We start from the raw sequence: 25,116 nt of genomic DNA, 5'->3' as shown, positions 1-25,116 counted from the left end.
GCATGCACGCCCCCTCCCACCGGGTTCGATTCCCGGGCGGTCGTCGATCCTTCCCGGTCGCGCCGAGACGGGTGTCGACCAGCCGACGACACGAGGAGACGACGATGAGTTTCACCCCGCTCGCGGGCACCCGCGCGCCGGTCCGGGTCTGGACCGACCCGTACGGCATCGAGCCGCAGGCCGCCCAGCAGCTGCGCAACATCGGCGCGCTCCCGTGGGTGGAGGGCGTCGCTGTCATGCCCGACGTGCACTTCGGCAAGGGCGCCACGGTCGGCTCCGTCATCGCGATGCGGCAGGCCGTCTCGCCGGCCGCCGTCGGCGTCGACATCGGCTGCGGCATGTCCGCGGTCCGCACCTCGCTGACCGCCGCCGACCTCCCGGACGACCTGGCCGGGCTGCGGTCGGCGATCGAGGCCACCATCCCGGTCGGGTTCGCCCAGCGGGAGAAGCCGGTCGACCCGCGCCGGATCCGGGGCCTGGAGCAGGCGGGCTGGGACGACTTCTGGCGCCGGTTCGCCGACCTCGACCGACGGGTGGCGCAGCTGGAGACGCGGGCCCAGCGGCAGCTGGGCACGCTCGGCGGCGGCAACCACTTCATCGAGGTGTGCCTGGAGCAGGGCGGCGCCGACGAGGGCCGGGTGTGGCTGATGCTGCACTCCGGCTCCCGCAACATCGGCAAGGAGCTGGCGGAGCGGCACATCGCCGTCGCCCGGCGGCTGCCGCACAACACCGACCTGCCCGACCGGGACCTGGCGGTGTTCCTCGCCGGCACGCCGGAGATGAACGCCTACCGCCGGGACCTGTGGTGGGCGCAGGAGTACGCGCGGCGCAACCGGGCGGTCATGCTCGCCCTGCTCTGCGGCGTGGTGCGGGAGCAGCTCCCGCAGGTGCGCTACGACGAGCCGATCAGCTGTTTCGCCGGTGAGACCCAGGTGCTTACGGACCAGGGCTGCCGGCCTATCCGTGACCTCGCAGGGGGACGGCACATGCTGCTCACTGCAGGGGGTCGCTGGGTGAAGGCGCCGGTGGCGTCGTTTGGTCGTCAGCGCCTGTACGAGGTGACGGTTGGTCGCTTCGGAGAGGAGAAGGTGATCCGGGCGACTGCGGAGCACCGGTGGTTGCTTCGGCCGAAGGTGGCCCACAACCGAACGGAGTCAACTACCTTAGGACTGCGAGTCGGGGACCGCCTCGAATACACGTTCCCACGCCCCATCCCCAATCTCCGTCCGTCCCGTGAGAGCGTGGCGCAAGGCTTTGTCTACGGCGACGGATCGGTGTCGGGCGACAGTCTTGCCCATGTCGACCTCTACGGTCCTAAGGATGATGCTCTACTTCCCTATTTCGATGATACGAGTCGTCTGCGAACCTACTACTACGCTTATGGGCAGGGTTTGGCGAACAGGAAGCGTCACGTCTCCGAGTGTCAGGTGACAGATCAGGCTCTAGCCAGTGGTGAGGTCAAGTCGTATCGGCGGCTGCCCGGGCTGCCGCGGGAGTGGAAGCGCGAACTGCCCTCACTTGATGGTCCAGCCGAAGTGCTGTACGGCTGGCTTGCTGGTTACTTTGCTGCTGACGGCGATGTGGACAAGACCGGTCGTCCCTCGATCTGGTCTGCGGACCGGCGGAATTTGGAGTTCGTGAAGGCCGCTTGCGACGTTCTTGGAATCTGGACGCTTCCCATTCGATGCAGAGTGCGATTGGGTTTCGGTGCGGTTGATTCCCCGGTGTATGTCATGGGAATATCTCGAGCTGACCTGACCTCGGACTTCTTTGTGCACCAGTGCCATCGTGATCGCTGGGCGGCGGGACGCAATGCTGTCGAGCGGCGTGGATGGACGGTCCGGAAAGTTCAGGAGACCGGCGTGATCGAAGAGGTGTTCTGCGCCATTGTGGACGACACGCATTCGTTCGCGCTGGAGGGCAACATTTTGACCGGAAATTGCCACCACAACTACGTGGCGGAGGAGAGCTACGACGGCGTCGACGTGCTGGTGACCCGCAAGGGGGCGATCCGGGCCGGTCGGGGGGACCTGGGCATCATCCCCGGGTCGATGGGCACGGGGTCGTACATCGTGCGGGGCAAGGGGAACCCGGACGCGTACTGCTCCGCGTCGCACGGGGCCGGGCGGCGGATGTCGCGGGCGCAGGCGAAGCGGACGTACAGCACCGCCGACCTCGCCGCGCAGACCGCCGGCGTGGAGTGCCGCAAGGACGCCGGGGTGGTCGACGAGATCCCCGGCGCGTACAAGGACATCACGCAGGTGATGGCGCAGCAGGAGGACCTGGTCGAGGTGGTGGCGCACCTCAAGCAGGTCGTCTGCGTGAAGGGTTGACCGCCGACCGGCGCCCAGGAGGGGTGGGCGCCGGTCGCCCGCCCCGGTGGCTCAGCGGAGAGCGCCGGTCCGCGAAACCGGAGAGCCCAGGTTCGAATCCTGGTCGGGGTACGGTCCGTCCCGCGACGCGGGACGGAACCCTTGCGAGCTGGTGCAATCGGCAGCACACCCGTCTCTGGAACGGGCGATGGAGGTTCGAGTCCTCCGCTCGCAGCGAGGCCGGGGGGCCGCGTCGACGCGGTCCGTGCATCGGCGCGGGCCGGCGTCCGGGATGGACGTCGGTGCCGCCCGGCCCGGCGGTCCCGCTCCCGGGATCGTAGAGTCTCGCCGTGAGCGAGATCGGCACGGAGGTCGACCTGTTCCACCCCGCCGAGCGGGTGTGGCACGCACTGACGGATCGCGAGGTGCTCGCCCGGTGGTTCGCCGAGGTCGAGTCGAAGGCGGGGACGCGGAACCGGCTGCTGCTGCGCACGGCGGGGCTGCCTGGCTTCGACGCCGCCGTCGACGCGGAGGTCACCGAACGGCAGGAGCCGGAGCTGATCGCGCTGCGGTGCCTCGAGGGCGGCCGGCGCAGCCGGCTGACCTGTGCCGTCACCGCCACCGCCGAGGGCTGTCGGCTGTCGGTCCGTGAGGTGCTGGAGCACGGCGTCTGGGCCGACGAGCAGCGCGAGCGCCGCGAGGAGTGCTACCGGCGGGCCCTGACCAATCGGCTGCCCGCGATCCTCGACTGGCTGGCCTTCCAGCAGGTGGACCTGCGCCGTGGCGAGGCCGGGATGACGGCCGAGATGCCGGTCACGGAGGCGTTCGACGACGAGCCGGTGCCGGCCGGCCGCCGTAGCCGGCCGCTGCTGGTCGCCGGGCTGGCCGGCGCCGCGTTGGCCGCCGGGGTGGCGGTGTGGGCGGTGCTGCCGGCCGAGCCGGACCGCGCCGCCGGACCGGCGCCCGCGCCGGCGCCCACCGCCACGACCACCCCGAGCGGCTCGCCCCGGTCGACCCCCTCCGCCCGCCCCACCCGGACCGCTACCCCGGACGCCACCCGCCCGAGCCGCACCCCCACGGCGAAGCCCTCGCGCACGCCCACCGCCGCGCCGTCGGGGCCGGCCGTGACCGCCCGCTACGAGACGGTGTCGACCCGGCTCTTCGGCTACACCGGCGAGGTGGTGGTCGACAACCCGGGTGGCGCGGCCGCGAAGGACTGGACGGTGGTGGTGACGCTGGCCGAGGGCGGCCGGGTCTCCGACGCCAGCGGGGCCGACTGGCGGCAGGACGGGCGGGCCGTCACCTTCACCGGGCCGCCCGTGAAGGCCGGACAGTCGCGGACGTTCACGTTCGAGGTCCGCGACAGCGACCCGGCGACCAAGGCGCCCGAGGGCTGCGCGGTGGGCGACGACCCGTGCGCCGGCCTGTGACAGCAGCGACGCTGCCCCGGCCCGATGCCGGCGGCGGCCGAACGCCCGGCGTGCGCGGCGACCACGTTGACGGCCGGGATGTGATCATGGCCATGATGGACACCGTCCGTGGCGACGGGGCCGGATGCCACCTGCTCGTACCGGTCGCCGATCGCGGCCACCGTGCTCATGCCGGAGCCCGTCCGTTTTGACAGGCTCCCCTCCCGGCGATTTGGATGATCTTGCGGGAGGCGCGGTACCAGGAACGCCTCCCTGCTCTGCGGAGGTGTACATGAGGGGTATGGGAAGGGCCGTCACCATCATGGTGGCGGCCGCGATGCTGACGGCCTGTGGCGACGGCGACGACGGCGGGGCGCGCGGCGGAGATCTGGGCGGCCCGTCGCCGAGCGCCGGGGCGTCTCCGCAGCCCGTGGTGAAGGCGCCGGAGGGGTTCGACACCGCCAAGGGCTGGCAGGAGACCGTCGGCTGGTTGCCGGAGGAAGCAAAGAACCTGACGGTGGGAGCCGCGGCGAAGGCGGGCGTCGTCGCCTTCCTCCAGAAGAAGGGTGAGGGCTATGTTGTCGAGGCTCGGGACGCCGTCACCGGCGCGCCCCGCTGGAGCAGCCAGCAGTGGCAGCCGCCGGCCCTTCCCGAGGACGTGAAGCCCGATCCGTCGTACCTCCCTCAGCTCCTCGTCGCGAACGAGGATGGCCGTGAGTACGTGGTCGTCTGGGCGTACACCCCTCGGTTCACGGACGAGGACACGGTCTCCCTCGTCGCCTACCCGGCCGACTCCTCCGGAACGGAGGTCGCGGCCGCCCACACCCGTACCGTGCCGATGGATGCCTACGGCCCGGCGAAGGTCGTCGACGGCGGGAACGGGCTCCTGGTCAGCTGGGAGGAGAAAGGCATCGACCACGCCGCGGCGATCGACCTGTCGAAGGACCGCGTCAAGACGTACGACGAGAGCGTGCGACTGCCCTACTGCGAGCAGACGGGCTGCATCAGCGGTTCGGTGGCCGGGCTCTCCCCGGACGGCCCGGTCGTCACGCTCAGTCCGGCCGGCTTCGGCGTCCCCGGCGTCTGGCAGGCCAGCGACGCCGTGCCGCCGGGCGCCGATCTGAAGTTCGTCAGCAAGTACGAGAACGGCCGGGTGTTCGCTGTCGTCGGCGAGCACGTCTTCTCCCTCTGGAACGCCGAGAAGGGCCTGACGAAGCAGGGCGGCATCCCGGTGGCAGCCGTGCACGACCTGAAGTCCGGAAAGCTGCGGACGTCCGTGGTATGCGACCCGGGGGGCGGGTTGGACGGAGCCTCCCACCAGCCCGTGCTGTCGCCGAACGGCCGCTACGCGGTCGCGGGGACCATCGCCGTGGACTTCGAGAAGGGCCAGAGCTACTGCTTCGGCGGAGACGGCGAGCAGGAGAGCGTCCGCCTGGTGTCGGTCGACGACGACGGCACCGCATACGGCTACGGGCAGGGGGGAGACGTGCCCGTCACCGTCGCGGTCGGCACCGGGAAGATCGAGGAGCTTCCCCAGGACACCCAGATCCCGTTCCTGTCGCTGCCGGGAATCGGAGGATTCTCGCTGCCCGCCGCGACCAACGGTGAGCGGCAGTTCGTCTTCCTCCCGCGTCGCTGACCCGTCGTTGTCCGGACACATCGGTGGGCGCGGCCGCAGGCCGGTCGCGCCCCCCGCCGTCGGGGCCGGTTACGGGCGACCGGGGCGGTGTCTTCCGACTTCTCTCCGCCACTCCTACAGTGGGTGGCCACCCATCACTCAAGCCCCTGAAGGTGACATGAGCATCCGCGTGTACCGCAACGCCGCCATCCGCACCGGGGACGCCGGCAACCCGTCGGCCCGGGCCATGGCCGTGGCCGGCGAGCGACTGCTGGCCGTCGGCACGGAGGCGGAGGTGCGCGCCGCCGCGGGACCGGGCGCGGAGCTGGTCGACCTGGCGGGCGCCGCCGTGCTCCCCGGTCTCTACGACGCCCACATCCACACCGCGCAGTACGCCCACAGCCTGGGCGCGGTGGACCTGCGCGACGTGCGGTCCCTGGACGACGCGCTGGCCATGGTGGCCGCGCACGCGGCGCGGCTGCGACCGGGCGACTGGCTGTTCGGCGGCCGGTGGAACAGCAACACCTGGGTACCGCCGAGGCAGCCGGACAGGTACGCCCTGGACTCGGTCTGTCCGGAGCTGCCGGTCGTGCTGCCGAGCGTGGACGGCCACACGGTGTGGGCCAACTCGGCGGCCCTGCGCCTGGCCGGCATCGACGCCGACACCCCCGACCCGGTGGGTGGTGAGATCGTCAGGGACGAGCGCGGGGAGCCCACCGGCATCCTGCGCGAGGCGGCCTGTCGTCCGCTGGAGGACCTCATTGTCTCCCGCGACCTGCGCGAGCAGCTCCGCGTCGTGCAGGACGAACTGCTCGCCCTCGGTCTGACCAGCGTGCACGACATCGACGGCGAGGACTGCCGGGCGGCCTACCTGGAGTTGCGGGAGGCCGGCGAGCTGAAGCTGCGCGTACACAAGGCCATTCCGTTGGTCCACCTGGAGGAGGCGATCGCCGAGGGCCGCCGCACCGGGCAGGGCGACGACTGGTTCCGCACCGGGCCCGTGAAGATCTTCAGCGACGGGGCGCTGGGCTCCCACACCTGCCACATGAGCGAGCCCTTCGCCGGCGAGCACCCCAACGTCGGCATCGCCGTCACGCCGTACGAGGACCTGGTCAAGCTCTTCGCCAGGGCGGCGGAGAACGGCATCGCCGTGGCCACGCACGCCATCGGCGACCAGGCCAACCACCTCGTCATCGACGCCTACGAGGCCGTCGGCCGCACGCCGGGGCTGCGGCACCGCATCGAGCACGCCCAGCACCTGCGGGCCGGCGACCTGGCCCGGATGGCCCGGCTGGGCGTCGCCGCCTCGATGCAGCCCGTGCACTGCACCAGCGACATCGACCTCGTCGACACCCTGCTGGCCGGGCAGGACCTGGCCTCCTACGCCTGGCGCGGGATGCTCGACGCCGGCGTAGGCCTGGCCTTCGGCTCGGACGCCCCGGTCGAGCACCCCAACCCCTTCGCCGCCCTGTACGCCGCGGTGACCCGTACCCGTCCCGACGGGACGCCCGTGGGCGGCTGGCAGCCCGAGCAGCGGCTCACCATGGCCGAGGCGCTCGCCGCCCACACCCGCGGCGCGGCCCACGCCGCGGGCGAGGAGGACCGCAAGGGCGTCCTCGCGCCCGGCATGCTGGCCGACTTCATCGCGGTGGACACCGACCCCTGGCTGGAGTCGCCGGACGCGGTGCTGCGCACCCAGGTCATGACCACCGTCGTGGGCGGCGAGATCCGCTGGCAGCGCGGGTGACGGGCACCGCGACCACGTGCCGGCGCGTCCCGTCCGCCGCCGAGACCTCGTACGCCTCGATCGTGCCGGGCTGCTCCCGCTGCACCCGGTAGGCGACGGCGATCCGGAAGTCGCCCCGGCAGCCCGTGCCGCAGGTGGCCGTGGTGAAGGTGGTCGCCACCGTCCGGCCCGCCGCGTCGAGCACCCGGACCGTGACGGTGGCCTCGAACACGTCGGCCGTGCCGGTGACGGTGACCGGGCTGCCGACCCGTGCGCCGATGGTCGGGCCGGTGACCACGACGGGTGGTAGCAGGTCCGCGTAGTCGGCCCGGCCGACCGGGGGACCGGCGGCGAGGCGGACCCGCCGGACGGTGGGGAACTGGGTGAGCGTGTAGACCACCTGCGCCTCGCGTAGCCGCCGGCTCGGCGCGGGGCCGCCCGCGGGGGCGGGCGCGACCGTCGCCACGCCGTCGGCGATGCGGGTGACCTCGCCGCCGGCGGGCAGCAGGGTGGTCAGCCCGGTGGCGGCCTGCGCCGGGGTGGGCCCGGCGGCCAGTTCGGCCAGCGCCAGCCGGGACGTCGCCACCGTGGCCGGCCGGGTGCGCCGGGTCGGGCGCGAGCCGCCCGTCCCGGACGTCCAACAGCTCGACGGTGACGGTCTGCGCCCGCGTCGGGGCGGCGGTGGTCGCGGCGGGCGTGGGGGAGCGGACCGGGCCGGCCGTCGGCGGCGCTGCGGTCGAACTGGGCGGCGGCGGCGCGGTGGGCGCGGGGCCGAGCGAGCCGGACCGGGGCGCTCGCGGCGCTGCTGTGCGGTCGGGGCGGTGCCCGCCGCCTCGACCACGGAACCGGCCGACCGGTGCGGGCTGAGCCCGGGTACGGTGTCGGCGCACCTCGGCGCACCTCGGCGCACCTCGGCGCACGTCGGGGCACCTCGGCGCACCTCGGCGCACGTCGGGGCGTGCGCGACGCGGGGCTGGTGGGCGCCCCACCGCGCCGGCCGCTTCGTGCGGTACGCGCGGACCACCGCCGCCGAGGTGCTGACTGCCGCCGCACCCTGACCCCCGGAAGGGACAACCCATGACCGGCCGTACGCCGAAGGTCTCCTGCGTCTTCGTCTGCCACGACGGCGCGGGCCGGCTGCTGCTGGCCCGGCGCGCGGCCGGTGCCCGGGACGAGCCGGGGGCCTGGGACACCGGCGCCGGGGCGCTGGAGTTCGGCGAGAGCTTCGAGGCGGCGGTCATTCGCGAGGTCACCGAGGAGTACGCGGCCACGCCACGGTCGGTCTCCCTGCTCGGCGTGCGCAACGTGCTGCGCGACGACCCGCCCTCGCACTGGGTGGCGGTGCTCTTCGCGGTCCGGGTGGACCCGGCGGAGGTGGCCATCGGCGAACCGCACAAGTTCGACCGGATCGGCTGGTTCACCCGCGACGCCCTGCCCGCGCCGCTGCACTCGCAACTGCCGGCCACCCTGGCGATGCTTCCCGACCCGCTGCCCTGACCGCCCGCCCGGCGCGCACCCGCGTGTCGCTCGCCGTCGTCCCCGGGCGGCCGGGGCGGCGGACCGGTGGCGGACGGGGGTGCCCCTCGACCTGGCCTGGCGGTGTACGGGCGGGGGCGCCGGTATGACGATTCCGTTATGCCGCATATCGACGGCCCTCGTTCTAGCATCCACGTACATCGATGACCGGCGGTGGCACGCCGCCGGACAACCGCAGGGAGTGCGTGTATGTTCCGACGACAACTGCTGCGCACGGCGGGCGCCGTGCTGGCGGCGGTCCTGGCCGCAACCGGAATGCAGGTCGCCACCGGCGCCAGCGCGTCCGCCGCCGCCCGGACCGTCTACTACGACGCGAGCCGGGCCGGCGAGTTCCGCACCAACTTCGACCAGGCCGCAGCCATCTGGAACAGCCAGGTCAGCAACGTCCAACTGGTGGCCCGCACGCCGGGCAACGTCACCATCTACGTCGACAGCGGCTGGCCGCGGGCGCAGGTCACCGGGCTCGGCTCCGGCCGGATCTGGATGGGCTGGACCGCCGTCAACCAGGGGTACGACCGCACCCGCATCGCCAGCCACGAGCTGGGCCACATCCTCGGCCTGCCGGACCGGCGCACCGGGCTGTGTTCCGACCTGATGTCCGGCAGCAGTGCGCCGGTCTCCTGCCGCAACGCGTACCCGAGCGCCACCGAGGCGTCCCGGGTGAACTCGCTGTTCGCCGGCGGCCTGGCCGCGTCCGCGGTGCCCACCGGCACGTACTCGTGGAACGACGGCGACGACATCGAGCCGTACGTCGTCGGTGGCCGGCCGGCCACCGAGAACTACCCGTGGATGGTGTACGTCTCCGGCTGCACCGGCACGCTGATCAAGGCGAACTGGGCGGTCACCGCCCGGCACTGCTCGACGCCGTCCTCGGTGCGGGTGGGCAGCATCTACCGCAACAGCGGTGGCACCGTCGTCTCCGTGATCCGCGCGGTCAACCACCCCAGCGTCGACGTGAAGCTGCTGCAACTGTCCAGCTCGGTCGGCTATGCCCCGGCGCCGATCCCCAGCACCTCGGGCGCGGTCGGCACCGCCACCCGGATCGTCGGCTGGGGTCAGACCTGCCCGACTCCCGGCTGCGGCGGCGCCCCGACCGTGGCGTACGAACTGGACACCTCGATCGTGTCGGACAGCCGCTGCATCGGCATCAACGGCCCGTACGAGATCTGCACCAACAACACCAACGGCAACTCGGGCGCCTGCTACGGCGACTCGGGCGGTCCGCAGGTGCGCCGGATCAACGGGGCGTGGAGCCTGATCGGCGCCACCAGCCGGTCCGGCAACAACAACTCCACCTGCGCCACCGGCCCGTCCATCTACGTCGACCTGCCGTCCATCCGGTCCTGGATCAACACCCAGGTCGGCGGTCTGCCGGTCTGACGACCCGACCCGGGGGGACGCCGCGCGCGGCGTCCCCCCGTCCGTCCTCGGCCGGCCGCCGCGCCGGGGTGTCACGCGGCGACCACCCGCAGTGCGGTACCGTGCGTGACACATCGACCCCTTCCGAGGTGATCCATGTCCGCCGTGGCAGCACTCGCCCTGACCCTGGCGCTCGCTCCCGCGCCCACGCCGTCGGCCTCGGGCGGGCCGGTCGGCGACCTCCTCGGCGGTATCGGGCAGATCGTGGACGACCTGCTCACCGGAGAAGGTGGGGGCACCCCGGGCGCCTCCCCGACGCCGGTCCCGTCCGGCTCGACCGCCCCGGCGTCGCCCCGTCCGTCGGCGGCGCCGGTCGCGCCGCGCCCGTCCACGTCGACGACCACGTCCACCCGCGCCGCCGATCCGGCCCGGACGGCCGACGGTCCGGGCGAGCGCAAGGCGGCGGTGCCCGCCCCGAACGGGCGGACCGGGACCTCGGGCGATGCGTCCACAGTCGCTGCCCCGCCCCTGGACGGCGACGGGGAGCCGGCGGAGCGGTGGCTTCTCTACGGCCTGGCGGCGACCGCCGTGGCCGTGCCGGTGCTGCTCGTCCTGCGCCGGCGTCGGCCCGCCGTCGCGCAGGTGGGCCCGGCCGGCGCGCCCGGGCCCGCGCCCGGGCCCACGCCCGACCCCGCCGCGGAACCCCTGGTCGACAACGTGACCCGGTTGCCGACGAACCTGAACGCCATCTACGAACTGGGCCGGCTCGACGAGCGGCTGAGCCAGGAGCGCCAACGCCGGTCCTGACGGAGGCGCCGGCCTCCGCGTCCACCCCCGGGCCCACGCGTCCACCTCGGCCCCCGCCTCGGCGTGGGTCCACACCGGGGAAACGCCGTGGGGGCATCTCTGCCCCGCGCGCCGTAGGCGTAGCTCTGCTCGTGCGCGCCCGCAGCGTCGCCCCGTAACGTGCGGATCCGCCCGCAGCGTCGTCCCGTTCCGTGGGCACCCCGGGTAGTCCGGCGATGACGCGCTGACCAGGGCCTCGCTCCTGTTGGAAACGTTTTCGTAACGGACCCTTGACCTCCTCGTCACGCGCGGCGCAGACTCCCGGAAACGTTTACAGGAAACAGGTGGAGGTGCCAGGGCGTGGGTCGTAAACGTTTACCGGAGTCGGCCGACAGTCGGCCCACCGTCCACACCGTCGCGGCCCGCGCCGGTGTCTCCATCGCCTCCGCCTCCCGGGTGCTCAACGGCGTCGGCGGCAGCGAGGAGACCATCCGCAAGGTCCGCGCCGCGGCGGCGGAGGTCGGGTACGTGCCCAACGCCATCGCCCGGTCGTTGCAGTCCCAGCGCACCGGACTGGTCGCGCTCGCGGTCGAGGACATCGGCAACCCGGTCTACGTGTCGATGATGCGGGCCATCGAGGCGGTGGTGGCCGCGTCCGGGCGGCAGCTGCTGGTCCACGCCACCGGCGGGCAGATCGCCAACGAGACCGCACTGCTGCGCCGGCTGGCCAACCGCTACGTCGACGGCATGATCCTGTCGCCGATCCGAGTCACCGACGACCACCTCGCCGCGCTCGTGCAGAGTCCGGTGCCGGTGGTGGTGATCGGCCAGCTCGGCGCCGACGCGCCCGTCGACAACGTGCGCACCGACTCCCGGCGCGGCGTCGCGCTGGCCGTGGAGCACCTGGTGGCCAGCGGGCGGCGCCGGATCGGCTTCGTCAACGGCCCGCTGGACACCGTCCCCGGCGCCGCCCGCGACGCCGGCTTCCGCGCGGCCCTCGCCGCGCACGCCGTCCCCGTCGACGAACGCCTGGTCGAGGTCGGCGACTTCCAGTACGCGGCCGGCCGCGCGGCGACCGAACGGCTGCTCGCCCGGGCCCGCCCGGACGCCCTGGTCTGCGCCAACGACCTGATCGCGGTCGGCGCGCTGCACGCGCTGCTGGCCGCCGGGCACCGGGTGCCCGAGGACGTGGCGGTGATCGGCATGGACGACACCGAGCTGGCCCAGATGATGTTCCCCCAGCTGTCCAGCGTCTCGCTCGGCTCGGCCGAGCGCGGTCGACGGGCGGCCGAACTGCTGCTCCAGCGGATCGCCGATCCCGCCCTGCCGCCCCGCCGCGAGCAGGTGTCGCCCAGCCTCGTCGTCCGCGCCTCCAGCCGGGCCGCCGTGACCACCCCCCGTCCGTCCACGGAAGAGGTGCCGTCATGACGACTGTGGCCGAGCGGCCGGACGTCGACCGGGCCGGAGCGGCCCGTCGGCACAGCCGGTCCCGCTCCGACCGGACCATGATCTACCTGCTGCTGCTCCCGTCGCTGCTGCCGATCCTGGTGCTGTCGGTCTTCCCCCTGGTACGCGGCATGTACCTCGGGTTCACCGACGCCCGGGCCGGGCGCAACGTGGAGGTCAGCTTCACCGGGTTGGCGAACTACCGCGAGCTGCTCGGCGACGAGCTGTTCTGGAACTCCTTCCAGGTCGGCCTGCTCTGGGCGTTCGGGGTGACCGTCCTGCAGTTCCTGCTGGCCCTCGGGCTCGCGCTGCTGCTGAACCAGCGGTTGCGCTTCCGGGGCGTGGCACGGGTGCTGGCCGTGGTGCCGTGGGCGATGCCACCGGTGGTGGTCGGCATCCTGTGGAAGCTGGTCTACCACCCGGACGCGGGCCTGCTGAACGAGTTCTTCCACCGCGTCGGCGCCGACGGCCTGCGGGCCAACTGGCTCGGCGACTTCGGCACCGCCCTGCCGGCGGTGATCATCGTCGGGGTGTGGGCGGGCATGCCGCAGACCACCGTCGTGCTGCTCGCCGGCCTGCAGGGGGTCGGTCGCGAGCTGCACGAGGCCGCCGCGGTGGACGGCGCCAGCACCTGGCACAGGTTCCGGCACGTCACGCTGCCCGCGCTGGCCCCGGTGATCGTGGCGATCACCTCGCTGGACTTCATCTGGAACTTCAACTCGTTCGGCCTGGTCTACGTGCTGACCGCCGGCGGACCGGGCGGCAAGACCATGCTGCCGATGCTCTTCGCGTACGAGGAGGCGTTCCGCTACGGCAACTACGGCTACGCCGCCGCGCTCGGCAACGTGATGGTCGTGATCATCGTGGCGCTGCTCGCCGTGTATCTCCGTCGCCGGTTGAGGGAGGCGAACTAGTCGTGGTCAGTGCGAGGAGTGAGCTTGCGAGCCCCGCAGTCCTGATCGGAGGGCAGTGATGTTCGGAAAGCCGAGCCGCACCGGGCGGGCGTTGCAGTACCTCGCCCTGGCCGGCTACCTGGTCTTCCTCGGGTTCCCGCTGGTCTGGCTGGTCTCGACGGCCTTCAAGCCGCCCCGCGAGCTGGTCCAGCTGCACCCGACCCTGATCCCCACCAACCCGACGGTGCAGAACTTCATCCAGGCGTTCACCGAGCAGGAGTTGGGCCGGGCCGCGCTGAACAGCCTCCAGGTCTCGCTCGCCTCGGCGCTGCTCACCGTGCTGGTCGCGCTGCCCGCGTCGTACGCCCTGGCCCGGTTCCGCTCGAAGCTCGGCACCGCGGCCCTGGGCTGGGTGCTGCTGTCCCAGCTCTTCCCGTTCGTGCTGCTGATCATCCCGATCTTCCTGGTGCTGCGGCAGGTCGGGCTGGCCAACACGCACGCCGGGCTGGTGCTCATCTACGTGGTCTGGGCGCTGCCGTTCGCGCTGTGGATGCTGCAGGGCTTCGTCCGCAACATCCCCCGGGAACTGGAGGAGGCCGCCTCCGTCGACGGCGCCAGCCGCGTGCAGATCCTGCGGCGGGTGGTCTTCCCGCTGCTCGCCCCCGGCCTGGTCGCCACCGCGCTGTTCTCGTTCATCTCGGCCTGGAACGAGTTCTTCTTCGCCCTCGTGCTGATCAAGACCCCGGAGCTGGCCACCCTGCCGGTCGCGCTCGCCCGGTTCGTGGGCATCGAGGGCACCGCCCGCCTGGGCCCCCTCGCGGCCGGTTCGCTGCTGGCCACCCTGCCCAGCCTGATCTTCTTCGCGTTCATGCAACGCCGGCTCTCGTCCGGGTCGCTCGCCGGCGCGGTCAAGGGCTGACACCGTCCCCCACCCACCACCCAGGAGGTAACCCCCATGCTCCGTACCGGATTCCGTCGACTCGCCGCGGCCGCCGCGGTCGCGGTCGTCGGCCTCGGCGCGCTCAGCGCGTGCGGCGACGGCGGCGACGACGAGTCCACGTCCGGCCCGGTCAAGCTGCGCTTCCTCAGCCTCGCGTGGCAGAAGGAGTCGCTCCAGGCCAACAAGGACCTGGTCGCCAAGTGGAACGCCGAGCACCCCGACATCCAGGTCGAGTACGTCCAGGGCGACTGGAACTCCGTCCACGACCAGCTGCTCACCTCCTTCGAGGGCGGCGACGCGGCCGACATCGTGCACTACGAGGCGTCCGCGATCGGCGAGTTCAGCAAGCAGGGCTACCTGGCCGACCTGTCCAAGCTCGTCTCCGACGACCTCAAGGGGCAGATCGACCAGGGCATCTGGGACACCGTCACCTACGACGGCAAGGTCACCGGCGTGCCGTTCCTGCTGGAGTCGCAGGTCGTCATCGCCAACAAGAAGCTGCTCGACGCCGCCGGCATCGCGGTGCCGCCGGTCGACGGCGGCTGGACCTGGGACGAGTTCCAGGCCAACGCGCAGAAGCTCACCAAGCCGGGTCAGTACGGCGCGGCCTGGGCCCTGAAGTCGCCCACCAACCGGGTGCTGAACCTGGCGCTCAACTTCGACGGGAAGTTCTTCCACACCGACGGCGGCCGCACCGAGGTCAAGGTGGGCGACGCCGAGAAGGAGGTCCCGAAGCGCATCCACGACATGATCTACACCGCGAAGTCGGCCTCGCCGGAGGCGCTCGGGATGAGCGGCGCGGACACCCTGCCCGGCTTCTTCGGCGGCAAGTACGCGATGCTGCCCGGCTCGGTGTCGCTGCGTCAGCAGATGGTCGAGCAGGCGCCGGCCGGCTTCGAGTGGGTCACCCTGCCGCCGCTGAAGGGGTTGTCCGCCACCCACGCGGCGAACCCGCAGACGCTGTCCGTCAGTGAGGACTCCACGCACAAGAAGCAGGCCGCGCAGTTCCTGGAGTTCTTCCTCAACCCGACCAACATGGCCACCCTCGCCAAGGGCGACTGGCTGATCCCGACCGGCAAGCAGGCCAACGCGGAGCTGGTCAAGCTGACCGGCGGCAAGCAGGGCTGGGACGTGGCCGCCGACAGCGCCGCCGACCTGACCGTCGCGCCGTTCCAGAAGGCCGACGGCTACCCGGAGTGGAAGACCAAGTACGCCACCCCGGCCCTCCAGCAGTACTTCGCCAACAAGATCACCCTGGACCAGCTCGGCACGCAGCTGGTCGACGGTGGCAAGCAGGTTCTGAGGTAACCATGTCTCTCCTTCTCGACAAGTCGGTCGGATGTCTCGTCGGCGCCGCCGTGGGTGACGCCCTCGGCGGGGCGACCGAGACGGCACTTCCGGAGCAGATCCGCGCCCGCTTCGGCGGCTGGGTGGAGGGCATCGTGCCCCCGTACCACGCCGACTGGGCGACCGCGCGGCCACTCGCGCCGTACCACAAGGGCGACGGGCACATCACCGACGACACGTTGATGACCCACGCGCTGGTGCGGGCGTACGCGGCCAAGCGCGACCACCTGGACGCCTACGACGTGGTGGAACTGCTCGTCCCCGACCTGATCGAGCGGGTGGTGTACATCCCGGACCTGGAGCGCGAGGGGGTGACCTTCCACCGGCTCGCGGCCGCCGAACGGTGGTTGGTCACCCGCCTGCACCACGCGCACGCCGACCCCCGCGAGGGCGGGGTGGGCAACATCGTCAACTGCGGCGCCGCCATGTACATGGCCCCGGTCGGCATCGTCAACGCGGGCGACCCCGCCGGGGCGTACGCCGAGGCGGTGGAGATCGCCGGAGCGCACCAGCACAGCTACGGGCGGGAGGCCGCGGCGGTCTTCGCCGCCGCGGTCGCCGCCGCCGCGACCCCCGGCGCGGGCGTCGAGGACGTGGTCGCCGCCGCGCTGGACCTGGCCCGCGACGGCACCCGGGCGGCCATCGACGCGGTGGTCAAGGAGGCCCGGGGCCACCACGACTGGCGGGGCGCCATCGGCCCGCTGCGCGGTGCGGTCGCCCCCTTCGACACGGTGGGGGAGGAGTACCGCAGCCCGGGGCTGGGCGCCCGGCGGCCGAGCCGGCTGCACGCCATCGAGGAACTGCCGGTGGCGATCGGCATGCTGGTGGTGGCCGGCGGCGACTTCCGCGACGCGGTGCTCGGCGCGGTCAACTACGGCCGGGACGCCGACTCGACCGCCACCATGGCGGCGGCGATCGCCGGGGCGCTCGGCGGCGCGGCGGCGGTGCCGGCGGAGTGGTCGGAGGCGGTCGCCACCGCCTCCCGCACCGACCTGGTCGCGCCCGCCCGGGTGCTCGCCGCGGTGGCCACGGAGGTCTTCGACCGCGACCGGGAGCGCTTCGCCCGCCGTGCCGAGCGCTTCGCCGGTCTCGCCGAGGATCCGGCGCGGGGCACCGACCCCGCCGGGCCGGAGCAGGCGCCGGGGGAGTCGGGCCGGTGAGGATCACCTGGGTGCAGCCCGAGGACCTGCTGCCGCACGAGATCGCGGCCAGCCGGGACGAGGGGCGCGACGTCGGCGCGATCGCCGAGCAGTGGCGCGCGGCCGGCGGGGACCTGATCCCGCCGGTCAGCGGGGCGTCGCCCACGCCCGCGGCACCCCGGCTGCGGGCCCTCGCCACGCGGCTGCTCGACGAGGCCGACGCGCTGCCGGGAGCCGGCAGCCCCGACGAGCCCGAGGAGCTGGCCGCCGTCCGCGCCACCTGGCCGGCGGAGTGGTCGCTGCCCGCCGGCCCGCCCGCGTACGACCGGGTGCACGGCGCGTGGCTCGGCCGGGCGGCCGGCTGCCTGCTCGGCAAGCCGGTCGAGAAGATCCCCCGCCACGGGATCCGGGAGATCCTCGTCGCCACCGGCCGCTGGCCGCTGCGCGACTGGTTCACCGCCCGGGGGCTGCCCGCCGACGTGGCGGCCCGCTGGCCGTGGAACCGGCGCAGCGCCCCGACCAGCCTGGCCGAGAACATCGACGGGATGCCCGAGGACGACGACCTGAACTTCGCGCTGCTGGCGCTGCGCGTGCTGGAGACGTACGGGCGGGACTTCACCAGCGCCGACGTGGCGCAGGCGTGGCTGGACTGGCTGCCCGGCGGGCGGGTCTTCACCGCCGAACGGGTGGCCTACCGCAACCTGCTGCTGGGGCTGGCCCCGCCGGGGACCGCGCGGCGGCACAACCCGTTCCGGGAGTGGATCGGCGCCCAGATCCGCACCGACGTGTACGGCTGGGTCAACCCCGGCCGCCCCGACCTGGCCGCCGAGCTGGCCTGGCGCGACGCCACGGTCAGCCACGTCCGCGCCGGCGTGTACGGGGCGATGTGGGTCGCGGCCCTGGCCGCCGCCGCCACGGTGGCGGGCGACGTCGACGAGGTGCTCGACGCCGGCGAGGCGGTGCTGCCGCCGCGTAGTCGGTTCGCCGCCACGGTCCGGGAGGCGCGTGCCCTCGGTTCGCGCACGGACGACTGGGAGGCGGTGGTGGACGAGCTGTACGCCCGGCACGGCCACCTGCACTGGGTGCACGTGCGCAACAACGCCGCGCTGGTCGCCGCCGCCCTCGCGTACGGGCGGGGCGAGCTGGAGCGGTCGATCTGCGCGGTCGTCAGCGGCGGCTGGGACACCGACTCCACCGGGGCCACCGTCGGCGCGGTGACCGGGGCGCTGACCGGCGCGTCCGGGCTGCCCGAGCGGTGGGTCGGCCCGCTGCGCGGCCGGCTCGCCAGCAGCATCGCCGGATTCGACGGCATCGGCTTCGACGAGCTGGCCGCCCGCACCGTCGCCCTCGCCGAGCCGGGTGCCGCCGGGGCGCCCGTCGGCGCCGCCACGACCGAGGGCGGGTCGGCGTGAGCGCGCGGGTGGTCGTGGTGGGCAGCGCCAACCTGGACCTGGTGGTCACCGCGCCGCACCTGCCCCGCCCCGGCGAGACGGTGCTCGGGGAGGACTTCCGGACCGTGCCCGGCGGCAAGGGCGCCAACCAGGCCGTCGCCGCCGCCCGGGCGGGCGCGCACTGCGCGTTCGTGGGCGCGGTCGGCGCCGACGAGTTCGGGCAGCAGCTGCGGGACAACCTGGTCGCCGCCGGGGTGGACGTGCGTGGCCTGCGTACCGTCCCCGGCCCCTCGGGGGTCGCCCTGATCGGGGTCGACCGGGCGGCGGAGAACTTCATCGTGGTCGCCCCCGGCGCGAACGCCGCGCTGACCGACCTGGACGCCGCCGACGGGGCGGCGATCGGCGCGGCCGACGTGCTGCTGCTCCAACTGGAGGTGCCGCTGCCGACCGTGGTGGAGGCCGCCTGCCGGGCCCGCGCAGCGGGCACCACGGTGGTGCTCAACGCCGCGCCGGCGGCACCGTTGCCGGCGGACCTGCTCGGGCTGGTCGACGTGCTGGTGGTCAACGAGCACGAGGCGGCCGTCGTCGCCGGGACGGCCGCCGACGAGCCGGGCGTCCTGCTCGGTGCCCTGCTGGAGTTGGTGCCCCGGGTGGTGCTGACGCTCGGTGCTCGGGGCGCCGCGTACGCCGACCGGCGCGGTTCGCGACTGGAGATCCCGGCCCCGCGCATCGCTGCGGTGGACACCACCGCCGCCGGGGACGCGTTCACCGGCGCCCTCGCCGTCGGCTGGGCCGAACGCGGCGCCGCGCGCGACGCCGACGCCGTCGCCGCCGTCCTGCGCTGGGCCTGCGCGGCCGGCGCGGCGTGCGCGCAGCGCCCCGGCGCGTCCACCGCGCTGCCCGACCGGGCCGCCATCGAGGACCTGTACGCCGCGACCTACCGAGGTGCCCCGTGAGCTTCAACCCCTACGTGCCGCGCCCCATCGACCGGCCGACGGAGGTCCCGCTGGGCGGGCACGCCGACCTGACCACGCTGGACGAGGCGAAGGTCTTCGCCGCCCCGGGCGACCCGGCCGACTGGCCGGCCTGGCGGGAGCAGCTCACCCGCTGGCGCGCCGACGCCCGTGCCCGCCTCGGCTACACCGGTGCGCACTACGACGAGATCCCCGGCGACTGCTTCAGCGTCTGCCTCGCCTGGCTGTGGGACGAGACGCTCTACGACCACGAGCGGGGCGTCTTCACCGTCGACGCGTTCCTCGACGCCGCCGAGCGGGACTTCGGGGGCTTCGACGGGATCGTCCTGTGGCACGCGTACCCCGTGATCGGGCTGGACGAACGCAACCAGTTCGACTTCTACCGCGACGTGCCCGAGCTGCCCGAGGTGGTCCGCGCCTTCCAGCGGCGCGGGGTGCGGGTGTTCGTCGACTACAACCCGTGGGACACCGGCACCCGGCGCGAGGCCGGCACCGACGCGCAGGAGGTCGCCGCGCTGGCCGGCAAGCTCGGCGTCGACGGGGTCTTCCTCGACACCCTCAAGGAGGGCGCCGACGAGCTGCGCCGGGAGCTGGACGCCGTCCGCCCCGGCATCGTCCTCGAAGGCGAGAGCCGGGTGCCGCTGGCCCGCATCGCCGACCACGCGATGTCGTGGGCGCAGTGGTTCGCCGACTCCGAGGTCCCCGGCGTGCTGCGCGCCAAGTGGTTCGAGCGCCGGCACGTGCTGCACCACACCCGCCGCTGGCACCGAAGCCACCTCGACGAGCTGCACTCCGCCTGGCTCAACGGCTGCGGCGTGCTGGTCTGGGAGAGCGTGTTCGGCGTCTGGGTGGGCTGGAACGACCGGGACCGGGCCGTGCTGCGGGCGATGCGCCGGGTGCAGGCCAGCCACGCCGCGTGGCTGCGCGCCGAGGACTGGGTTCCGCTCGCCGACCACCCCGGCTCCGGCCAGGTGTACGCGTCCCGCTGGACGCACGACGGCGAGCCGCTGTGGACGGTGGTGAACCGGGGCGACGACCACGACGGGCCGTGGCTGCGTACCGCGCCGCGTCCCGGCCGGCGCTTCGTCGACCTGGTCACCGGCGCCGAACTGGCCGTCACCGCCGAGCCGGACGGCACGGTCGCCGTCGGCGGTCCGCTGCCGGCCGGGGCGGTCGCCGCGGTCGTCGCCACCGCCGACGCGCCGGTGCCGTCGCACCCGGCGGCGGTCGGCGACCCGTCCTTCCCGGCCCGGACGGCGCAGCGGCTGCGCGTCCCGTGGGCGCCCCGGCGCGACGTGCCCGACGGCATGGTGGCGGTCGACGCCGGACGGCGGGAGCTGCTCGTGCGCCACCGGGTGCGGGAGACCGGACTCTACGGCGAGACCCCGTACGTCGACGAGTGGAAGCCGCTGCCGCCCCGGCTGCACCACACCGGCACGCTGCGCCGCGCCGTCCGGCTCGGCCGGTTCGCCATCGACACCCACGAGGTCACCCACGGCCGGTACGCCGAGTTCCTGCGCGCCACCGGCCACCGTCCGGCGCGCCCCGAGCGGTTCACCGCCGGACAGGGCCCGGCCGACGCCCCGGTCACCGGCGTCGACCTCGCCGACGCCCGGGCCTACGCGGCCTGGGCCGGGCTGCGGCTGCCCACCGAGGACGAGTGGCAGGTGGCCGCCGAGGCGGGGCTGCTGCACCGCCGGGAACCGCTGGTGTGGAACCTGACCGAGAGCGAGCACTCCGACGGGCGGACCCGTTTCGTGATCCTCAAGGGCGGTGCCGCGTACCGGGCGGAGGGCTCCGACTGGTATCTCGACGGCGGCCCGCAGCCGCCGGACGTGTCGGTGAAGCTGCTGCTGCTCGGCGCCGGCCTGACCCGCTCCGACCAGGTCGGCTTCCGCTGCGCCGCCGACCTTCCCGCCGAGGAGTGACCTGATGAGAAGACGTTGGCGGATCGGCGGTGGCGTGGCCGCCGTGCTCCTCGCGTTCGGCCTGGCCGGTGCGGTGCCCGGCGCGGCCGGCGCGGAGCGTCTCCGCGCGGGCACGCTGACCACCACCTCGGCGCCGTCCGCGGCGCTGGGCGCTCCGATCGACTACACGGTCTACCTGCCACACGGCTACGGCGAGGCGACGGCGAGCCGCTACCCGGTGCTGTACCTGCTGCACGGGCGGGGCGACACCATGCAGGCGTGGACCCGGGTCAAGGCCGACCTGGACCGGCTGATCGCCGACGGCGACGTGCCGCCGGTGATCGCGGTGCTGCCCGACGCGCCGTGGAGCAGCCGCGGCAACTGGTACGTCGACTCCGGGTACACCGGCGCGGACGATCCTGGCCGGCCGGTGGAGACCGCCCTCACCCGGGACCTGGTGCGGCACGTCGACGCCACCTACCGCACTGCCGCCCACCGGGGGGCGCGCCTGGTCGGCGGCTACTCGATGGGCGGCGCCGGCGCGCTGCGCTACGCCCTGGCCCACCAGGACCTGTTCGGCCACGCGCTGGTGCTCAGCCCGGCGGTGTACCGGCCGCTGCCGCCGGCCGACTCGTCGGCGCGCGAGTTCGGCGGCTTCGGCTCCGGCGAGCAGCGCTTCTCCGACGAGGTCTACCGGCGACTGAACTACCCGGCCCTGCTGCCGGGCCTGGACGCGGAGTCCCCGGTGCGGATGTACGTCGCGGTCGGCGACGACGAGTGGGCGAACCCCGACCCGGCCGACGCCGCCCACGACCTCGACTACGAGGCCGCCACCCTCTACAACACCGTGCGCCGCTCCGACGCGGTCGCCGCGGAGTTCCGGGTGCTCGACGGGGGGCACGACTGGGACGTCTGGCGACCCGCCTTCGCGGACGGACTGAGGCACCTGGCGACGACGCTGAGCGTCACCCCGCCGGCCGGGCTACCCGGGCCGCCACACGGCACCGCAGGCACCGACTGGGCCGGCGGCGTCGCCGCCCACCCCGACGGCAGCACCACCCTCGGGTACGCCGCCTCCGGCCCGGTCGCCGGCCAGCCGTACGCCGGCGGGCTGGACGCCGTGGTCAGCCGCGTCACGGCGGGCGGAGCCCCGGCCTGGACGAGGCAGTTCGGCACGGCCGCCAACGACCGCCTCCACGGCGTGGTGCCGCTCGCCGACGGCGGGGTGGTCGCCGCCGGCTACACCCGCGGCGACCTGGACGGGACGCACCCGGGCAGCCCCGCCGACGACGGCTTCGTCGTCAGGCTGACCGGGACGGGGCAGCAGGCCTGGCTCACCCAGGCCGGCGACCCGGCCAAGGCCGACAGGTTCTACGCCGTCGCGGCGGCCCCCGACGGCGGCGCCTACGTCGCCGGCTACACCAGCGGCTCGTTCGCCGGGCAGAGCGGCGCCGGGGACAAGGACGCGATCCTGGCCCGCATCGCCCCGGACGGGCGGATCGCCTGGAGCCGGCAGTTCGGCGGTTCCGGCGAGGACAAGGCGTACGCGGTGACGGCCGACGCCGAGGGCGTGTACGTGGCCGGCGGCACCTCCGCCGGCCTGCCCGACACCACCCCGCTGGGCGGCAACGACGGGTGGCTCGCCCGGTTCGACGCCAGCGGCACCGGCACGTGGGTGACCTCGGTGGGCGGCGCCGGCGACGACCTGCTCGGCGGTGTCGCGATCAGCGCCGACGGCCTCGTGGTCGCCACCGGCTCCACCGGCGGCGAGGCCACCGCCGGCGGCAGCGACGTGCTCACCGTGGCGTACACCGGGGCCGGCCGGCAGCGCTGGCGGACGGTGACCGGCGGGCGGGGCGCGGACGCGGGCGCGGACGTGGTGGCGCTGCCCGGCGGTGCGGTCGCCGTGGTCGGCTTCACCGGCAGCGCGCTCGGTCTGCCGGTCGGCGGCGCGGACGTGCTGACCCTGCGGCTGGACGCGCGGGGCCGCCAGGCCGGGGTGGCCCAGTACGGCACCGCCCGCGACGACGCCGCCGACGCCTTCGGCGAGGAGAACGTCTACGCGACCCTCGGTGCCGACGGGCGGCTGCTGGTCACCGGGCTCACCGCCGGGACCACGTCGGGCGGGGCGGCGCTCGGCAACGGCGACGTCTTCCTCGCCGCCGTCGATCCGACGAAGGGAACGCCATGAACAGCCCAGCCCCCGCCGGTGCCGACCGGACCCGCCCGCTCGACGGGGTGAAGGTTGTCGACCTGGCCACCCTCTTCGCCGGGCCGCTCGCGGCGGCGTTCCTCGGCGACTTCGGCGCCGACGTGGTCAAGGTGGAGCATCCGGCCAAGCCGGACCCGTCGCGGGGGCACGGCCCGGCGAAGGACGGCGTCGGGCTGTGGTGGAAGGTGCTCGGGCGCAACAAGCGCACGGTGACCCTGAACCTGTCCGACCCGCGGGGCGCCGAACTGCTGCGCCGCCTGCTCGCCGACGCGGACGTGCTGGTGGAGAACTTCCGCCCCGGCACCCTGGAACGGTGGGGGCTCGGCCCGGCCGAGCTGCACGAGGTCAACCCCCGGCTGGTGATCGCCCGGATCAGCGGTTTCGGTCAGGTCGGCCCGTACGCGCGGCGGCCAGGCTTCGGCACCCTCGCCGAGGCGATGAGCGGCTTCGCCGCCGCCACCGGCGAGCCGGACGGCCCGCCGACGCTGCCCCCGTTCGGGCTGGCCGACTCGGTCACCGCGCTCGCCGCCGCGTACGCGGTCATGCTGGCCCTGCGGGCCCGCGACCTCACCGGCGCCGGTCAGGTGGTGGACCTCGCCATCATCGAGCCGATCATGGCGATGCTGGGCCCCCAGATCACCTGGTACGACCAGCTCGGCTACGTCCAGCCCCGGCTGGGCAACCGGTCCAACAACAACGCGCCGCGCAACACGTACCGCTGCGCCGACGGGCGCTGGGTGGCGGTGTCGACCAGCGCGCAGAGCATCGCCGAGCGGGTGCTGCGGCTGGTCGGCCGGCCGGAACTGGTGGACGAGCCGTGGTTCGCCACCGGCAGCGGCCGGGCCGCGCACGCCGACGAACTGGACGCCGCCGTGGGCGCCTGGGTCGCGCGGCGCGACCGGGACGAGGTGGTGGCCGCGTTCGAGGCCGCCGAGGCGGCCGTCGCCCCGGTCTACGACGTGCGCGACATCCTCGCCGACCCGCAGTACGCAGCGCTCGGCACCGTCCGCACCGTCGGTGACGAGGAGTTGGGCGAGGTGCGGATGCAGAACGTGCCGTTCCGGCTCTCGGAGACGCCGGGGGACATCCGGCACGCCGGGCGCCGGCACGGCCAGGACACCGACGCGGTGCTGCGGTCGCTGGGCCTGACCGACGGCGAGTTGGCGGCACTGCGCGAGAAGGGGGTGATCTGAATGCTGCTGACCTGGCTCTACGTGCCGGGTGACCGGCCGGACCGGTTCGCCAAGGCAGTCGCCTCCGGCGCCGACGCGGTGATCCTCGACCTCGAGGACGCGGTGCTCGCCGACCGCAAGGCGCACGCGCGGCAGGCCGTCGCCGAGTTCCTCGGGCAGCCGCACCCCGTGCCGGTCCAGGTCCGGATCAACGAGCTGACCGGCCCGGACGTCGACGCCGACCTGGCCGCGGTGGTCGGCCGCCCCGGGCTGGCGGGCCTGCGGCTGCCGAAGGTGGAGTCGGCGACCGCCGTCGCCGCCCTCGCCGCCCGGGTGGACACCCCGCTGCACCCGTTGGTCGAGTCGGCCCTCGGCCTGGAGGCCGCGTACGCCATCGCCACCGCCGACCCCGTGGTGGCCTCGATCGGCCTCGGCGAGGCCGACCTGCGCTCCGACCTCGGCGTCGACGACGAGGCCGGTCTGGCGTGGGCGCGTGGCCGGATCGTGGTGGCGGCCCGTGCCGCCACCCTGCCCCCGCCCGCCATGTCGGTGTACCCGAACGTGGCCGACGCCGACGGCCTGGCCGCCTCCTGCGCGGTGGGCCGGCGGCTCGGCTTCCTCGGCCGGGCAGCCATCCACCCGCGCCAGCTACCGGTGATCGCCGAGGCGTTCCGGCCGGCGGAGCGGGAGGTCGCGCGGGCCGAGGAACTGCTCGCCGCGGTGGCCGAGGCGCAGACGCGGGACTCCGGGACCGTGGTGCTGCCGGACGGCCGGTTCGCCGACCGGGCGATGGTGGCCGCCGCCCGTCGCACGGTCGACCTGGCCGCCCGCTACGCGGCCTGACCCCGGCGTACGACGAAAGGGCCGGCCCCGTTCGGGGGCCGGCCCTTGTCGGTGGTGGTTGTCTGGATCAGGCGGCGTAGCCGCGGGTGGCGATCCAGTCGGCGAG

General features: G+C 74.1%; 20 protein-coding genes and 2 tRNA genes. 21 read left to right on the top strand and 1 reads right to left on the bottom strand.

All coding sequences use genetic code 11. The annotated features are described in order from the left end of the window. Positions 1 to 2: 2 nt before the first annotated feature. The 6 genes from AB0G14_RS29240 to AB0G14_RS29215 all read left to right on the top strand — a co-directional run bounded on the left by AB0G14_RS29240 (position 3) and on the right by AB0G14_RS29215 (position 7,086). Positions 3 to 2,333 carry an RtcB family protein gene (locus AB0G14_RS29240; RefSeq protein WP_357702868.1) on the top strand — a complete coding sequence of 777 codons (2,331 nt, stop codon included), beginning with the start codon at positions 3 to 5 and terminating at the stop codon, positions 2,331 to 2,333. A gap of 40 nt (positions 2,334 to 2,373) precedes the next feature. After that, positions 2,374 to 2,444 (top strand) — tRNA-Arg (locus tag AB0G14_RS29235). A gap of 31 nt (positions 2,445 to 2,475) precedes the next feature. Continuing rightward, positions 2,476 to 2,547 (top strand) — tRNA-Gln (locus AB0G14_RS29230). Positions 2,548 to 2,662: 115 nt separating this feature from the next. Continuing rightward, complete coding sequence (locus AB0G14_RS29225) at positions 2,663 to 3,742, top strand: SRPBCC domain-containing protein (RefSeq protein ID WP_357702866.1); 1,080 nt, start codon at positions 2,663 to 2,665, stop codon at positions 3,740 to 3,742. 271 nt (positions 3,743 to 4,013) lie between these two features. Further along, complete coding sequence (locus AB0G14_RS29220; RefSeq protein WP_357702864.1) at positions 4,014 to 5,360, top strand: hypothetical protein; 1,347 nt, start codon at positions 4,014 to 4,016, stop codon at positions 5,358 to 5,360. 157 nt (positions 5,361 to 5,517) lie between these two features. Beyond that, positions 5,518 to 7,086, top strand: coding sequence for an amidohydrolase (locus AB0G14_RS29215; RefSeq protein WP_357702862.1), 1,569 nt, complete (start codon positions 5,518 to 5,520; stop codon positions 7,084 to 7,086). Here AB0G14_RS29215 and AB0G14_RS29210 read toward each other — a convergent pair. Beyond that, a complete protein-coding gene (locus AB0G14_RS29210) occupies positions 7,040 to 7,651 on the bottom strand; it encodes a Gmad2 immunoglobulin-like domain-containing protein (RefSeq protein WP_357702860.1) in 612 nt (203 codons plus the stop codon). The two genes, AB0G14_RS29215 and AB0G14_RS29210, sit on opposite strands and share 47 nt — an antisense overlap. Positions 7,652 to 7,886: 235 nt before the next feature. Between AB0G14_RS29210 and AB0G14_RS29205 the strand changes: the two genes are divergently transcribed. From AB0G14_RS29205 to AB0G14_RS29135, 15 genes are all read left to right on the top strand, one after another. Beyond that, positions 7,887 to 8,123, top strand: coding sequence for a hypothetical protein (locus AB0G14_RS29205; protein ID WP_357702858.1), 237 nt, complete (start codon positions 7,887 to 7,889; stop codon positions 8,121 to 8,123). A 19-nt stretch (positions 8,124 to 8,142) separates the two neighbouring features. Further along, positions 8,143 to 8,562, top strand: coding sequence for an NUDIX domain-containing protein (locus AB0G14_RS29200; protein ID WP_357702856.1), 420 nt, complete (start codon positions 8,143 to 8,145; stop codon positions 8,560 to 8,562). Positions 8,563 to 8,790: 228 nt separating this feature from the next. Next, positions 8,791 to 9,981, top strand: coding sequence for a snapalysin family zinc-dependent metalloprotease (locus AB0G14_RS29195; protein ID WP_357702854.1), 1,191 nt, complete (start codon positions 8,791 to 8,793; stop codon positions 9,979 to 9,981). Between the two features lie 135 nt (positions 9,982 to 10,116). Then, complete coding sequence (locus tag AB0G14_RS29190) at positions 10,117 to 10,767, top strand: hypothetical protein (protein ID WP_357702852.1); 651 nt, start codon at positions 10,117 to 10,119, stop codon at positions 10,765 to 10,767. Between the two features lie 339 nt (positions 10,768 to 11,106). Continuing rightward, the gene (locus AB0G14_RS29185) at positions 11,107 to 12,174 is read left to right on the top strand and encodes a LacI family DNA-binding transcriptional regulator (RefSeq protein WP_357702850.1); all 1,068 of its coding nucleotides are present in this window, start codon (positions 11,107 to 11,109) and stop codon (positions 12,172 to 12,174) included. Continuing rightward, on the top strand, positions 12,171 to 13,106 hold the full coding sequence (locus AB0G14_RS29180) for a sugar ABC transporter permease (RefSeq protein WP_357702848.1): 936 nt from the start codon (positions 12,171 to 12,173) through the stop codon (positions 13,104 to 13,106). The genes AB0G14_RS29185 and AB0G14_RS29180 overlap by 4 nt, the downstream gene beginning before the upstream one ends. A 58-nt stretch (positions 13,107 to 13,164) precedes the next feature. Further along, complete coding sequence (locus AB0G14_RS29175; protein ID WP_357702846.1) at positions 13,165 to 14,004, top strand: carbohydrate ABC transporter permease; 840 nt, start codon at positions 13,165 to 13,167, stop codon at positions 14,002 to 14,004. Positions 14,005 to 14,040: 36 nt separating this feature from the next. After that, the gene (locus AB0G14_RS29170) at positions 14,041 to 15,333 is read left to right on the top strand and encodes a sugar ABC transporter substrate-binding protein (protein WP_357702844.1); all 1,293 of its coding nucleotides are present in this window, start codon (positions 14,041 to 14,043) and stop codon (positions 15,331 to 15,333) included. Between the two features lie 2 nt (positions 15,334 to 15,335). Continuing rightward, a complete protein-coding gene (locus AB0G14_RS29165) occupies positions 15,336 to 16,532 on the top strand; it encodes an ADP-ribosylglycohydrolase family protein (RefSeq protein WP_357702842.1) in 1,197 nt (398 codons plus the stop codon). After that, complete coding sequence (locus tag AB0G14_RS29160; protein ID WP_357702840.1) at positions 16,529 to 17,923, top strand: ADP-ribosylglycohydrolase family protein; 1,395 nt, start codon at positions 16,529 to 16,531, stop codon at positions 17,921 to 17,923. The genes AB0G14_RS29165 and AB0G14_RS29160 overlap by 4 nt, the downstream gene beginning before the upstream one ends. After that, complete coding sequence (locus tag AB0G14_RS29155; RefSeq protein ID WP_357702838.1) at positions 17,920 to 18,858, top strand: ribokinase; 939 nt, start codon at positions 17,920 to 17,922, stop codon at positions 18,856 to 18,858. The genes AB0G14_RS29160 and AB0G14_RS29155 overlap by 4 nt, the downstream gene beginning before the upstream one ends. After that, a complete protein-coding gene (locus AB0G14_RS29150; protein WP_357702836.1) occupies positions 18,855 to 20,804 on the top strand; it encodes an SUMF1/EgtB/PvdO family nonheme iron enzyme in 1,950 nt (649 codons plus the stop codon). The genes AB0G14_RS29155 and AB0G14_RS29150 overlap by 4 nt, the downstream gene beginning before the upstream one ends. A gap of 4 nt (positions 20,805 to 20,808) precedes the next feature. Next, entirely contained in the window at positions 20,809 to 22,974 is a 2,166-nt protein-coding gene (locus AB0G14_RS29145) for an alpha/beta hydrolase-fold protein (protein ID WP_357702834.1), read from the top strand. Next, complete coding sequence (locus tag AB0G14_RS29140; RefSeq protein WP_357702832.1) at positions 22,971 to 24,188, top strand: CoA transferase; 1,218 nt, start codon at positions 22,971 to 22,973, stop codon at positions 24,186 to 24,188. Before AB0G14_RS29145 ends, AB0G14_RS29140 begins: the two co-directional genes overlap by 4 nt. Then, on the top strand, positions 24,189 to 25,010 hold the full coding sequence (locus AB0G14_RS29135) for a CoA ester lyase (protein WP_357702830.1): 822 nt from the start codon (positions 24,189 to 24,191) through the stop codon (positions 25,008 to 25,010). It abuts the gene before it with no gap. Positions 25,011 to 25,116: the final 106 nt, after the last annotated feature.

It is taken from the genome of Micromonospora sp. NPDC023814, assembly GCF_040639595.1.
GTDB lineage: Bacteria > Actinomycetota > Actinomycetes > Mycobacteriales > Micromonosporaceae > Micromonospora.
This window is presented reverse-complemented; position numbering and strand designations above follow the sequence as displayed.